This window comes from Legionella quinlivanii, from assembly GCF_003265995.1.
GTDB lineage: Bacteria > Pseudomonadota > Gammaproteobacteria > Legionellales > Legionellaceae > Legionella_C > Legionella_C quinlivanii_A.
Window position 1 is genome coordinate 392,431 of sequence record NZ_MVJN01000002.1, and the last position, 13,448, is coordinate 405,878.

Here is a 13,448-nt window from a genome sequence, read left to right on the forward strand (position 1 = left end):
AATGCCAACTTCAAAATTCAATCACAGCTGTTTGTTACTACAACTGCTCTTATTATTTTCCTTTGCTTCAATTGCATTTGCTATTAACTGCTTTTCCTACCAATTTCCAGGTAATAATTATTTCCCTGAAGGATCTGCAGGCATAGGAATTTCCTTATTATTAATGCTTGCTGGTTGCAGGTTGCTGTTAAATAAAAATCATCATCTGGTAAAAATACTTCAGGAAATCCTGCTCTTTTATATCATTATGTCGCTCATTGCCTTTACCACTAACGCGGTGCAATTTACCCCTTTTCCGCCCATTGATCGCTATATTATTGCCTTTGAAAATCAATTAGGTATCTCTCTCCCTGGAATTGTTTCCTGGACGAATCATCACCCCTGGTTTAAAAATATACTGGGTCTTTGCTACGATACCTTACCCTATCAACTGGGTTTTTTACCCCTCCTGGTTATTGCTGCCGGGCAGTTTGAAAAAATCAGACGTTTTTTTAGCTTGCTGTTGATTAGTTCATTGATTGGATTTGCAATCTATTATTTTTTTCCCACGGTTGCACCGGCTGCTATGTATCAAACAGATGAATTTGCCATTGAGCAACTGGCAACTGGTATTAAATTTAATCAGCTGCATCAGCACATACCCCCAGATACCATTCAGGGCGGAATGGTTGCATTTCCTTCTTTTCACACATTCTGGGCCTGGTATTGCCTGGAATTGATGTGCGGTTGGCCCATCGCTTTTAGCTTACTGCTAATTATTAATACACTTTTGATTTTAAGCTGCGTACTGCTGGGATGGCATTATCCACTGGATATTCTGGGAGCTTTTTTAATTATCTGGCTGTCAGATTATCTTTATACCCGTTGTAATAAATATTTACCCTCTTTACTGCACAGCATTTTCCCCAATTGTAAATGAAACATTTATAGCAGGCCTGTTTCTGCGAATTGACAAACTAACTGCCATTAAGTTAAGCAAGCTCTGTTATGCATGTAGCAACTGTCTTGAATTAAAAATTCAAGACAGTTGCTACAATAATTCCTTAACTTAATGGCAGTGCTTGCCGAACTAACCAGCGATCTTCCTTGGAATACCTGTTGGCCGTAAGCCCTCCTCTTGCACCTGGCTTTTATTCCATGAGGGCAAGGCATATTTACTAAGCGCTGCGCCCAATTGTTTGGGCAGATTAATACTTTGCTCAAGCGGAGTGTGCACTTCTATATAGAGAGCATTATTAAGCCGGCCTACTTTGACGGGTTCATTAATTACCCGTACTGATGTTCCTACTGCAACCATATCAAAAAGTACTTCAATGTCTTCAGGAAGCATTCGGATACACCCCGCACTTACCCTGGAGCCAACGCCATCACGTCGATTAGTGCCGTGGATAAGATACGTTGGCCACCCTAAACGAAAAACGTGACGTCCCAGGGGATTGCCAGCTCCAGGAGGGAATTCATTAGGTATTGGTGTACCATGTTTTGCAGCTTCTGCCCTGACGTTCGCTGTAGGCCGCCATATTGGATCATGCTCCTTGCTGGTAACCCGGGTTTGACCTACAGGAGTATTCCAGCCTTCACGTCCAATACCCACAGGCATGGTTATGACGACATTATCATTGGGCGGGAAATAATATAAACGATACTCTGACAAATTAATTACCAATCCACTGCGTGGACCTGAAGGCAGAATGTATTGGCTCGGGATAATCAGTCGGGTTTGAGGCGGTAAGGGCCGAGTTGGATCAACACCCGGGTTGGCATTCAGCATTTCATAATATCCAACATCATGACGAATACCTACTTCACTCAGGGTTTCTCCAATCTGGGGATTCTCGTACTCGATTTTTCCGACCACATCACCTTCTGCAGGTAATACAAAAGTTTCAGCCTGGACAAAAAATGCCTTGGTTATGAATAATAGAAAAACAGCTAAACGCATAGTATTTATTCTCGGAAATGGCAGGATTACTCCTGCCATTAAATTTGGAATTTACAAACTGCCATCGACCTTGAATCGCTCGCCGTATTGAGTTTGTAAAGTGCTGAAAAGCTGGCTTAGCTTATCGCGGCCAAAATCTTTCGCGTAATTCATAGGACCGCCACGGAATGGAGCAAATCCAGCAGCAAAGATCATTGCACCATCAAGTAAATCACTGTCAGCAACAACTCCTTCACGTAAACAGGCAGCTGACTCATTGACCATTCTCAAAATTAAGCGATTAGCGATATCTTTTTCAGTTTTGGCCTGGACTTTCTTTTTAACAGGCTTGCCATTTTTATAGACATAAAAGCCCTCGCCTGTCTTGCGGCCTAACTTCCCATTTTTGACCATATCACGCAATTTCTGAGGAACAGTTCCACCATAATGCCTGGTCAGATTCTCAGCCACGGCCAGACATACATCCATTCCTACTGTATCAGCAAGCTCAACTGGCCCCATAAACATCCCGAATGCTTCGGCAGCTTCATCGATAGCTTCTCCCGAATAACCCTCTTCCAGTAATTGAACGCATTCCATCAAATAAGGCATGAGGACGCGATTAACCAGAAAACCTGGACTTGATTTCACGGGTAATGGAAGACGTCCGATTTGATTTACAAAGGCACAGGATTTATCACGAACCTCTTTCAGCGTCTTATTGCTGCTAACAACTTCCACCAGTTCCATTCTCGCAACAGGATTGAAATAATGAATACCCACGAGTCGCTCGGGATGTTTCATAACCTGACTAATTTCATCCAAAGGAATACTGGAAGTGTTGGTTGCAATGATAGCGTCTGCTCTGGCTTCTTCTTCCAGCTTTTTCATGATCTGCTGCTTTACTTCAAGATTCTCGAACACAGCTTCAATAATCACATCAGCTCGAGCTACACCAAAGCCCTCCGGATCAGCAATCAGCCGATCCATCGCCGCCTGAATTAATCGGGGTTTTTTCAGTTTTTTCTTATACAGTGTATGGGCACGGCCTATTGCAGGTGCGATTTTGTCATAATTCTGATCCTGCAGAGTAACCTTTAATCCTTTTAGAGCACACCAGGCAGCAATGTCCCCGCCCATAACACCAGCTCCAATTACATGCACATGCCTGGCCTTAAAGTCGCTGTGTTTGGCAAAAGCCTTCATGCGTTCGCGTAAAAGAAAGGCCCGAATCAAATTACTGGCTGTATTACTCTGAGTAATCAGTTTTTCCACAGAATCAGCCTCTTTCAGATAAGCCCTCTCACCGGCGCCCCCTTCTTTTTCCCACAGATCAATAATGGCATAGGGTGCTGGATAATGTTGCTTTCTTACACGCTTGGAAACCTGATAGCGAAGAACAGGAGCTATAATTGCTCTCATCCATCCCATGTTAGTAATCGATTGTAAAAACCGGGGTTTATGTTTGGCTGGTTTATTTCTGATGAAATAGATGGCTGCTCTTCTCAATTGTCTTTCAGGAACGACATCATCGACAAAACCAATTTGTTTTGCTGTTTTTGCAGAAACAGGCGCACCGGTTAGAATAACTCTGGATAAGGCATCGAAACCACCTACCAGCCGCGGCAAACGAACCGTTCCTCCCCAGCCTGGGTGAATTCCAAGCATGACCTCTGGCAACCCAAGCCGAGTGCCCTCGTCATCGCTTGCAATACGATAATCACAGGCCAGTGCCAGCTCTAATCCGCCGCCCATGCAAAATCCATCGATCATGGCCACCGTTGGTATTTTAAGGGATTCAAGCCGAGAGAAGACTGTTTGTCCTTTTCTTAGGAAGTTAACTGCTTCTTCCGGGGTCTTAAATTGAGAAAACGCATTAATATCAGCCCCTGCAATAAATCCTTTACTCTTTGCTGAATAAATGACCAGACCTGCAAGGTCGGCTTGTTTAGCAACGTCCTGAAGAATGATATTTAACTCATCCAACACTTCCTGATTAATAGAGTTGACCGCCGCATCGTTCCTGTTAATTCCAAGCCACAGTATACGATCTGTATCAGTATCGATTTCCCAATGATTGTAATTAGTCATTATCCTTTCACCTCTGTAACCCGTTCCAAATACATTGCGCCTCCCTGTCCACCTCCAATACAGATTGCCGCCATTCCTTTTTTGCCATTTGTATGTTTCAGGGATTGCAAAACATGCAGTACTATTCTTGCTCCACTAGCCCCAATAGGATGACCAGCAGCGATTGCCCCGCCATCCTGATTTAACCGGTCAAGTGAAGGCGCCCCCATTGGTTCCGTCAAACCTAACTGATTCTGGCAGTACTCCTTATCGTCCCAGGCAGCCAGACATCCAAGAACCTGGGCAGCAAATGCCTCATTAATTTCCCAGCAATCAAGCTCTGACGGTTTCACATGCTGTCTTTCCATAATAGGAGTTGCTGCATGGACAGGTCCAAGCCCCATTTGAGAAGGATCAAGAGCGGACCATTGCGAATCCACGATTTTACCCAAAACAGGTAATTTATATTTTTTAACTGCGTCGGCACTAGCCAGAATCAAGAGGCAGGCGCCATCGGTAATCTGGGAGCTGTTTCCCGCAGTTACCATCCCGTATTTCTTATCAAAAAAGGGCTTAAGCTGGCCTAATTTTTCTACCGTAGAATCTGGTCGAATTCCATCATCCTGAGTATAAATTCTACCCTTGCTGTCGATAATCGGCACCACTTCTTCCATGCGATTTTCGGCATAAGCCTGAGCCAGGCGTTTATGGCTATTTGCTGCAAATGTATCCATTTGCTCACGGGTCAGATTAAAACGATAGGCCACTTTCTCAGCAGTTTGCCCCATATTTAATCCAACAATAGGATCAGTCAGGCCTCTGAGCAAAGCGATTACTGGCGCAAGAAAAGCAGGCCGAAATTGCGTAGCAAGAGCGAATCGCTGACCAACGCTTTTAGCGGCAAACCATTTCCCAAGCCAGGATGCCATTTTTTGATTAAAAAGCAGCGGAGCATGACTCATCGCATCCGTACCCCCTGCAAGCACCAGGTTGCTGCGCCCAGAAGCAATTTGCATGGCGGCATTATCGAGAGCCTGCATCCCGGAAGCGCAGTTTCTCATCACGGTAAAGGCAGGAACCTTATCACCGCAACCCAGGCGTAAGGCCACTACGCGGGCAATATTGGCTTCATCTGGCCCAGGCATTGCAGAGCCAATAATGACTTCATCCAGATCAGAGGGTAAAAAAGGCTGCCGGTTTAAGAGTGGTAAGCCTGCAGCTACCGCTAAATCCGAACCAGTAAAAGGACCCACATCTTTTGCTTTCAAGAAAGGCGTCCTCAGTCCGTCCACGACATACACATCGCGGCCGCTTAAATTAGACTTGTGTTTCATTCGTCCTCCTGATATCTGCCAACCATGTTTGTTGACATAAATAGAGATTATCCCGTCACATATAAGGCTTGTGAGTATTCAGCATTTTGAATAGTTCAGTATATATCAAAGATACCAGCTATTAAAATTTTTGGAAATTATGTTATTGAATTTCAGATAACTTTATTTCTTTCACATTAAGTGTTGACCTCCACAAAATTCCTGCTATACTTCGCAACCATTGACCGGAGAGATGGCCGAGTGGTCGAAGGCGCTCCCCTGCTAAGGGAGTATGGGACAAAATCCCATCGAGGGTTCGAATCCCTCTCTCTCCGCCAAGAACAACGCGCCCGTAGCTCAGTTGGATAGAGTATCTGGCTACGAACCAGGGGGTCGGAGGTTCGAATCCTTCCGGGCGCGCCATTTCCCAGTAAAAATCAAAACAATAATAATCACTCCGAAATACAATAAAAAATCCCAACTGTCTTTGGCCCGGAAGGGTTTGAACCGAATGAGGTTCGACAAAATGCGAAGCGAAGAGCGCAAAGCGCGGCGAAGCATTTTGGACGCGCTTCAGCGCGCCCCGGAGGGGTGAGGAAGGAACGCAGTGACTGACGAATCTATCCTTCCCGGAGCCAGCACGATTCTAGCTGCGAACAAAAGCACCCTGCCTTATCAAGAAATCTCTCTTTTACTCGACCATCCAATGGATACCCCGGACAAGCCGCAACAGGTCAACCTCCACGCCCATAGCCGCCAGGCTAAGAATATCTGATCCTCTCCATCGCGCAGCTGGGGTTAGGGTCACTGACATTAAGTTAAGGAATTATGTCATTCCCGCGAAAGGCGGGAATCCATTCCTCAGTCGGCATTGTAACTAGCTCAGAGATGGATCCCCGCCTTTCGCGGGGATGACAGTTTAATATACAGTTGGGCTTAACTTAATGGCAGTGAGGGTTAGGGTGAGGGGGCTATAAACAAGGTCGCGTAGCGATTCATTAATCATATTTCTGTGGTTATGGTTTATTGCCACAATAAGATGGAATCACTAACGTGATAAATTTTTCACCCCCCTCACCCTACCCTCTCCCCCAAGCTGCGCGCGGGGGAGAGGGGATAACATTACTTCTTAGCCTGACGGCTATGACCTCCACGCCCGGAAGGGTGCTTGATTATCTAAATCCAGAAATGATTCCGGACCTTACAGTACTACGTAGCTCTGAAATCAATTCGCCGCGTTGAGTTTCATCCAATAAAATCTTAAAAGAACTAATGTCTTTTTCCACGAGATCTTTATGATCAAGAAGCATTGATAAGCGAACATGTTGCGGGATCTCTTTGCATATTTGTATTAGAGAGTCTGTATCCTGTATTTCATACCGACTCTGTTTTAAAAGTTCAGATCTATCGTTCGGATGCAAACGTTTTAGTATGGTCACTAGCCATTGAGATTGTTTAGGTAAATGTTGATGATATTTAGTGGCAAAATGATAGCAATCTGATGGCGGCAAAGCCTTTGCGATATTTATCATAATGATTGGTTTGACAATGTTGTTTCTGCTGTTTTCTGCAATATAACTATCTATTAGCTTGAAAAGATCATTTCCATGAAATAATTGAATTATCTTCCCAATCCTAGCAGGGTGAATTTTCTTAATATGCTCCAGAACGAATGGCAGATGTTCCTGTGGGTCTAAGTATTTTAAAGCCATTAATATATCTTCTCCATCCTTTATCAATCCTGGATTATTAAGTACAAATGAATGCTTATCAGTAATCCTGGCCAGGACACTATCAATATCTTCACGAAAATCAGGATTTATTATTCCAGGCTTTTTGTCATCATAAATGATGATTTCTGGTTCCATAGAAGCGACAGTTGTCCAGATTGAAATGGGAAATTGATGGTCATCAATGACGGCATCCTTAGTACTTACAAACAGGTTATGAACTTCCACAGTTTCAATATTTCTTGCTAAACGATGAGCTTTACCAATACAACAACCGCTGCAAGAAGTATCCACATCAACGTGCAAATTAAGCGCACCAAACATGCTGTCAGGAATAAACCCGGTTCCATTTGACAAGACTACTTGTAAAAAAGGAGCTCTTTCTTTCATTAATTTCCTAAGACCATCATCATTTTGTTCAGCACAAATCAGCATACCCATTTCTACGTTATTGCCAGCCAGGTTAATATCATAGAAGTATTCCTCTCTACCAAGGTTATAAATTCTTTCTGGATGTAAGCGAGTTTCGAAGATAGGCCTATTTTTTTTATGTTTAATTTCTTGGTTCCCGACAAAAGCATGAGCAATATTTCCCAGATATTTTTTATCACCTGGTTGATTCTGATTTTTCAGAAACTTATATCTTTCTTTATAGAAACAACCCTCTTCTGTAGGAAATTCAAAGGCTTCATACTTTCTTCTGGTTTCATCATATTTAATGGCCAGTTTCTGCTCTTTCTTTGTAATTTTTTCAAAATCATTGCTGCTTATATCAGTAAGGGTTGCAATTGTTCCTGGAATTACAAGTAGATTAGGTACTGCTTTTACTGCTTCCTGTAATTTAGCTAAATAGTTCGTTTTTTCCTGTTTAGTAATTCCCTTTTTGCCCCCTATCGCGTATTCATAAGTTGCGATCACAGTAATAACATCTTCCCCAAGTTCTTCTTTAGCTTGAGTCGTAATAGAGGGAATGAGGTTGATTAAAGACGAAACGAAATCACTTGGATTAAGTGAATTTTTATAGGGCCTTATTGCACATATATAAAATTTCATAGAACTAATTAACAAATAGTTATCGTCCAATTATAGACCACAAAGCCATTCAAAGCCCGACACCCAAACAGCAAGGGTCTGACGCCCATACACTTTCAGGTTCACAAAGAATATAATCCTGGCACATGAATAATGGACTTTGTGAATTTTATAACAGGATATGATGTGCTGACTCTTGAAAACCTACAAAAATTAACTCATCCCGCCGAGTACTTTTGCCGCAGTCCAGATACTTTTCTATTAAATCAAAAGTTACTGGATTCTTTAAGCGAAAAAGAAAAGATTAAGCTGGCTGGCAAAATTGTTCTTACAACTCCAAGGCAGCGTCTTTTTTTATTACAATTTGCAATCCGGTCCATGCGAGACAAGAATGAGCCCAGCCTCAGTGACTTCAAAGAAGTGATATTAAGAGCACTACGATTAAGACAGGTTTTCGAAAAAAAAGATTTCTCTGATTTAAGTTCTTTATATTCCTGGTTAAATCAGTTTTTGAGTTCTGAGTTATTTCTGGAATTCCAACAGCTTGGTAATGCGCTCGTTCTGTTAAAAGCAAATTATCTTAAAGAAGTAGCTGGCTGCGAGCCAAATGAAGTGATTACTTCTTCGCGGGCTTTTAGCCTATAAATTGAAATAATCACGCAACAAGTAATATTTAGATAGATCGCCTTGATTAATGCATGAGCAAAATCTATTCTAAAAAGACAAGCAATTATCTTAGAAGACAATAATGTCAAAAAAACACGGCTCAAAGCACCTCGATAAAGTTTCAGATAGTGAATTAGAAAATTTATCAGGGGGCTTCACAGGATTGACCGATGGTAAAGCCTTATACAAAGGAGTAGCGAGTAGCTACAAAGCTCCTTCTGCTGCGCCAGAAATAAACCTCAATACCAAGAGCAGCAACAACACAAAAAATAAGAGTAAGAAAAAGAAACAGAAATAATATAACTCCGACCTTGACGATAAGCACGACCAAACCCTGCCCCTGCTGATTCTCATTAAGCAGCTGATGCTTCATTCCTTTTTTAGTCAGATAATCACTGAACTTTTCGGAGTCAGCAATGGTTTAAATAAAACCGGCGTAGAACTACGGTAACACTGGCAAATGAACCCAATTTGATCACAATGGACTAAATTGTTTATAATGCTGAATGGTCCAATAACCTGTCCGTCATTTTGCAAACTCCCATCGCATTAAGTGCCTGTGAAGAAGTTCATGCACTCACGATTCCTCATCTGATACAACATGAAATTACATCATTTAATTATTACCGTATGTATTTTGATGGAACAGTCATTCGTTTATCCAGCGACAGAGCATGGACAGAGCATTTTTTTAAAAAAGATTATCTTAACAAATTGACGGTGCCAGATACCTATCTCACAGAGCCCGTTAATTATTTTATCTGGCTAACAGAAGATTGCCCGGAAATGCTGCTTGATGCAGCAATTAATTTTGATACCTCCAATGGGATTTCAATTGCAGTACGACAGGACGATTCTATTGAATATTTTTGTTTTGCGACTCACACGAATAATAAGTCGATTATTAACAAATTTTACTTAAACAATCTAGATCGTTTGCATCAATACGGTTTGCAGTTTAAAGAGCAGGCAAAAGGCTTGCTTGAACAAGCCAGCCGGGAAAAGTTAATTATCAAGACAGCCGATAAGTCAAAGATCCTGTCATCGTCCTATGCTCAACAACCTCAATTATCAAAACGGGAACTTGAATGTTCATTCGCTTTGCTGAATGGAATGCGAGTGAAGGAAATTGCCAGAATGCTGGGACTATCGGTTCGTACGATTGAATTTTACATCCAAAACATGAAAAACAAATTGAGATGCTCGAGTCAAATTGAATTGGTATTAAAGCTCGCTAATATAAATAATAACCAGCAGCATCCCTGAAGAACTTTTATCTTCGCAAGCATTAAACAGAGATTTATAGTTTGAACACACTCGAATTAAAGCTGTCTGAATTAATTGACAGCGATGAAAAAAAATGGAACCAATTTTTGGTACAGCTAAAGCTGGATAAGCATTGGCAAAAAATGAGTCTAATCGGTTTCACCGAAATGAATCGAGCCGTTGAGCACAGGTTAGAAACTTTATTTTTTATACTCTTTAATTATTCAAAAATACTATTCATCCAAATGAATAAAGTGTTTTTTAATAGCTTGCCAGGAGAATTAAAGAAAAAGTATGCCGCTCATATTATTCTCACCCAAGAACAGTCCCCCCGATTCATGAATCCTGATGAAGTGATCGGTGATTATAATAATGATAACAAGGGCGTATTTATACGTCAGGTCACGCCATCGCGGTTTATGCGAGAAGATTGGTTATCCATTACCACTGACGGCCCGAAAACCCGCCTCCTATCTGCCACTTTTGTTCTCAATGATGTGCCAATTGCTCTTATAGGCCAAGTCCCTTCTGATTGTAATAAAGCCTGGAAATATATAGGGGGCGTTGTGTTTTCACATCGCATAAAATGTCATTTCGCTGGCAAGTCAGATATGAGCACTGATCTCTACTATCTAAAAAGGATTGGGAGTTATACCTACACCCTTAATCAAGACATGTTAACTCCAGATGGAGAAATTGATTATGCAAAACTGTATGAATTAAACCATTCGTTGAAACAATACACAGCTAAAGTGAAGAAAAATGTTCCAGAGTTAAGAAATAAAATTTTAGAACAGCGGGAAAGGATAAAATCTAGCCATACCACTTATAAAACAACCTCCGGTAAAGTGAAGGAAAATCTGGAAAAAAGATCAGTTACGGAGTTTGGCGTTTTAATAAACAATGAAGCACTTCTGGCTGCCCAAATGGAAGATATTACCGGTGTGTTATTAAATACCAGGTCACACGCATCCATAATGGATGCGTTGGAGATGCAGGGTTTTCTCGCACGGCAAGGGATTCATGTTGGGCTATTTTCCTATGATCCAAAACACCGTCCGGCTCTTATAGCCCTATCTCGTGAAGAAGTTATGGAGACTAGTGAATTTAAGAATGCCAATGACCACTACAATTTTTCACAAATAGATCTTCCTACTGGGTATATCGAGTCGATGGGCGCAAAAACCACTAGTTATGTTTTTTATTCTTGCTACATTGCGCAATCCTACCAGGAGTATTTTGCCAACCTCAATCCGATTCTGGATAGTGCAGGCACTCGACTTAGTTTTAACATAACAGCTTCAGATTTGCTGGCCTTTCATCGAGAGCAATTTGAAACGATAAGTAAGCTTGCAAAATTAACGCAGGACTTCGGTTGGCTCCAAACGCATAACCGTTTGATACCTGGAAGCACATGTTTGAGGATCTTCAGCTATTCTGATGATGATCAGTTTGTGCAGACCTTCATTAAGCGATTTTTTAAGCATCAGAATTATTTACTTCTAATAGAAAAAGATCACTTTTTCTATCAAATTGAAGTGAGTGCTGCTGAGGCCCTGAAAATTTTATCCAAAAACATTTTACAATCGCCTGCCTATTATATGTCAGTAATGAATGCATCCGAAGAGCAGATTCTCAGAGCTCAAGCAATTCAGAACATGCTTAACTCTATTGAAGTGCCTGCAGTGATACCTTGGGAGTCTCTGCCATTTATTGAAGTAAATCAACAGGGTATTTTTATTAATCTGGCATTTTTCTACAATCTCTATACGAAAATGGAAGGAAGTACTCTCCTTCAGGATTACTATGAATATTACAGAGCTATTGCGGATAGGCTAGAGAAAATCAACATACCGTTACCCCTCTCCACTTCGCAATTTTATAGATACCCAATAATTGATATAGATGATCCAAATGCCCATAAGAAATATCTGGAATCCAGACTATCCGCAGTAAGGGCGAGCAAATCATCGCTTATTGATGAGAATCTAATTCAGGAGCAAATTAATACCATACTGCAGGCAATGCAAAAAAAATACGCATGTACTCTTCACAAAACTGATCCTGGTGATTATTTTCTCAGGTTTTCTGATGAGGTGCCTGCCGAAGAAATCTACAGGCTTCAAGTGAAACTTCGGCTTGATGGGGAGGTTGTTCCTCCTGTGGTAGATGAGGAGACTTGTATAACACAGTCCTCTGGTATGTTTTACCTGCGGTCAATCATGTCATTTTCAGAACACACGGCCTCTCTGATCAATGATTTAGAACTCAAAAAACAAGAGTATATCAAACAATATCACCAGAAACCTGGATCAGACACGAGCCAAAGCCCCTATTTACATCCGGAACCATCCGCAGATCTAATTACTTTTTTTGCCAGCCCTTTTAAGTTAAATCAGGCAATGATAAGCACCATGCAGGACTCAGAAGGGATGGTTTCTAAAGAACATTTACGGAAATGGCAACCTTGCGAGGCTGGAGAGCCTTTTACAGAGAGTCATGCTAAAGCAATTCTTTATTTAATTAATGAAAAAAAGCACAGTCCTGAACAAGCTATTATGCAAACAAGCTATTTGAATGAATCAGAGGTAGATAAAAAATTTCTAATGGATGAGTCTGAATTTTTAGATGGTTTTGTAGACTACATATAAAAAGAGCGTTTATCTTCGCAAACATTATAATCCTCAATAAGCCAGGTGTACTCTTTTGCAATCAGTTCCCGGTGTCTTGCTTTAGCAATCCATTTGAAGTGATCTATTTCTAGTGTATAGCTATAGCCTATACAACCACCGCTCTGCTTAAAAAGATGTTTTGAAAAAAACTGCTTTGCGGTCTCGTTATTGAAATGGGGTCTTGCCAAAACACGGCATTGTTTTCCTAAAGAGCTGACGTGATCAACCATTGCGATTAACAACTCTTTCCCCACTTGTTTACGCGCTTGTAAGTTTTCCTCTTGAGGATAACATCGGGACAGCATGCAGGATGCGGAAATGAGCATTTCGCTTATTTCAAAATATCGACCCTTCGCCCCAAAAAATTCATTGGCTTGTGACTTATAAGTGCATATCCCCCCTCCTAAAGCCACGCCCAGTATTTCCCCATTATCCTCAGCGATAAGAAAACAAAATCCATTTTTTTTAAATCTGCTGGCGCCTTCCTCGGAAATATCTTTCTCTAAATAAGCTACCATATCGTTAACAGATTCTCTCCAATGATAAAGCAAATTCGAGTTGGTTGAGTTGAAAAGATTTTTTGAAGTATGCTCTTTTTGCTTTTTTTGCCACTCACGCAACACCGCCAATAGATTTTGTTTTTCAACTCCAAACTCTGAGTAGCTTAATTTTCTTATCTTCATAGGGAAAATGCCTTTTACAAGCGTGTTTCAACGGCTAAGCTCGTCAAATCATCCACATCCTGATTATGTTTATTTTTTAACTAGTGTGAGGAGGT

General features: G+C 41.3%; 11 protein-coding genes and 2 tRNA genes. 8 read left to right on the forward strand and 5 right to left on the reverse strand.

Translation table 11 applies throughout. From position 1 onward, the window contains the following. Nucleotide 1 precedes the first annotated feature (1 nt). Complete coding sequence (locus B1207_RS03630; protein WP_112218636.1) at nucleotides 2-919, forward strand: phosphatase PAP2 family protein; 918 nt, start codon at nucleotides 2-4, stop codon at nucleotides 917-919. Nucleotides 920-1,069: 150 nt separating this feature from the next. Here B1207_RS03630 and B1207_RS03635 read toward each other — a convergent pair whose 3' ends face one another. The 3 genes from B1207_RS03635 to B1207_RS03645 are packed head-to-tail and all read right to left on the reverse strand — an operon-like array spanning nucleotide 1,070 to nucleotide 5,325. Beyond that, entirely contained in the window at nucleotides 1,070-1,942 is an 873-nt protein-coding gene (locus tag B1207_RS03635; RefSeq protein ID WP_112218637.1) for a L,D-transpeptidase family protein, read from the reverse strand. A gap of 51 nt (nucleotides 1,943-1,993) precedes the next feature. After that, complete coding sequence (locus B1207_RS03640; RefSeq protein ID WP_112218638.1) at nucleotides 1,994-4,012, reverse strand: 3-hydroxyacyl-CoA dehydrogenase NAD-binding domain-containing protein; 2,019 nt, start codon at nucleotides 4,010-4,012, stop codon at nucleotides 1,994-1,996. Then, nucleotides 4,012-5,325, reverse strand: coding sequence for an acetyl-CoA C-acetyltransferase (locus B1207_RS03645; protein ID WP_112218639.1), 1,314 nt, complete (start codon nucleotides 5,323-5,325; stop codon nucleotides 4,012-4,014). The genes B1207_RS03640 and B1207_RS03645 overlap by 1 nt, the downstream gene beginning before the upstream one ends. Nucleotides 5,326-5,551: 226 nt before the next feature. Here B1207_RS03645 and B1207_RS03650 point away from each other — a divergent pair. The 3 genes from B1207_RS03650 (at nucleotide 5,552) to B1207_RS15915 (ending at nucleotide 6,079) form a co-directional block, all read left to right on the forward strand. Continuing rightward, nucleotides 5,552-5,642: transfer RNA gene (locus B1207_RS03650), tRNA-Ser, on the forward strand. 8 nt (nucleotides 5,643-5,650) lie between these two features. Next, a tRNA-Arg gene (locus B1207_RS03655) sits at nucleotides 5,651-5,727 on the forward strand. 184 nt (nucleotides 5,728-5,911) lie between these two features. Beyond that, entirely contained in the window at nucleotides 5,912-6,079 is a 168-nt protein-coding gene (locus B1207_RS15915; RefSeq protein ID WP_172458102.1) for a hypothetical protein, read from the forward strand. 397 nt (nucleotides 6,080-6,476) lie between these two features. Here the strand turns inward: B1207_RS15915 and B1207_RS03660 are convergent, their stop codons facing one another. Further along, the gene (locus B1207_RS03660) at nucleotides 6,477-8,087 is read right to left on the reverse strand and encodes a hypothetical protein (protein ID WP_112218640.1); all 1,611 of its coding nucleotides are present in this window, start codon (nucleotides 8,085-8,087) and stop codon (nucleotides 6,477-6,479) included. 141 nt (nucleotides 8,088-8,228) lie between these two features. Between B1207_RS03660 and B1207_RS03665 the strand changes: the two genes are divergently transcribed. From B1207_RS03665 to B1207_RS03680, 4 genes are all read left to right on the forward strand, one after another. Then, nucleotides 8,229-8,711, forward strand: a complete 483-nt coding sequence (locus tag B1207_RS03665; protein WP_146740004.1) for a hypothetical protein — start codon at nucleotides 8,229-8,231, stop codon at nucleotides 8,709-8,711. Nucleotides 8,712-8,814: 103 nt separating this feature from the next. After that, nucleotides 8,815-9,030 (forward strand): hypothetical protein, encoded by a 216-nt coding sequence (locus B1207_RS03670; RefSeq protein ID WP_112218642.1) that lies wholly within the window; start codon nucleotides 8,815-8,817, stop codon nucleotides 9,028-9,030. A gap of 233 nt (nucleotides 9,031-9,263) precedes the next feature. After that, nucleotides 9,264-9,998 (forward strand): helix-turn-helix transcriptional regulator, encoded by a 735-nt coding sequence (locus tag B1207_RS03675; protein WP_112218643.1) that lies wholly within the window; start codon nucleotides 9,264-9,266, stop codon nucleotides 9,996-9,998. A gap of 245 nt (nucleotides 9,999-10,243) precedes the next feature. Beyond that, entirely contained in the window at nucleotides 10,244-12,649 is a 2,406-nt protein-coding gene (locus tag B1207_RS03680; RefSeq protein ID WP_172458104.1) for a hypothetical protein, read from the forward strand. On the opposite strand, the gene B1207_RS03685 is transcribed toward B1207_RS03680, so the two are convergent. Next, complete coding sequence (locus B1207_RS03685) at nucleotides 12,640-13,353, reverse strand: hypothetical protein (protein WP_112218645.1); 714 nt, start codon at nucleotides 13,351-13,353, stop codon at nucleotides 12,640-12,642. The two genes, B1207_RS03680 and B1207_RS03685, sit on opposite strands and share 10 nt — an antisense overlap. Between the last annotated feature and the right edge of the window lie 95 nt (nucleotides 13,354-13,448).

Excerpts from the sequence above, each read along its gene's own strand:
- B1207_RS03630 (WP_112218636.1), top strand. The coding sequence starts at position 2 with ATGCCAACTTCAAAATTCAATCACAGCTGTTTGTTACTACAACTGCTC.
- B1207_RS03635 (WP_112218637.1), bottom strand. The coding sequence starts at position 1,942 with ATGCGTTTAGCTGTTTTTCTATTATTCATAACCAAGGCATTTTTTGTC.
- B1207_RS03640 (WP_112218638.1), bottom strand. The coding sequence starts at position 4,012 with ATGACTAATTACAATCATTGGGAAATCGATACTGATACAGATCGTATA.
- B1207_RS03645 (WP_112218639.1), bottom strand. The coding sequence starts at position 5,325 with ATGAAACACAAGTCTAATTTAAGCGGCCGCGATGTGTATGTCGTGGAC.
- B1207_RS03660 (WP_112218640.1), bottom strand. The coding sequence starts at position 8,087 with ATGAAATTTTATATATGTGCAATAAGGCCCTATAAAAATTCACTTAAT.
- B1207_RS03670 (WP_112218642.1), top strand. The coding sequence starts at position 8,815 with ATGTCAAAAAAACACGGCTCAAAGCACCTCGATAAAGTTTCAGATAGT.
- B1207_RS03680 (WP_172458104.1), top strand. The coding sequence starts at position 10,244 with ATGAATAAAGTGTTTTTTAATAGCTTGCCAGGAGAATTAAAGAAAAAG.
- B1207_RS03685 (WP_112218645.1), bottom strand. The coding sequence starts at position 13,353 with ATGAAGATAAGAAAATTAAGCTACTCAGAGTTTGGAGTTGAAAAACAA.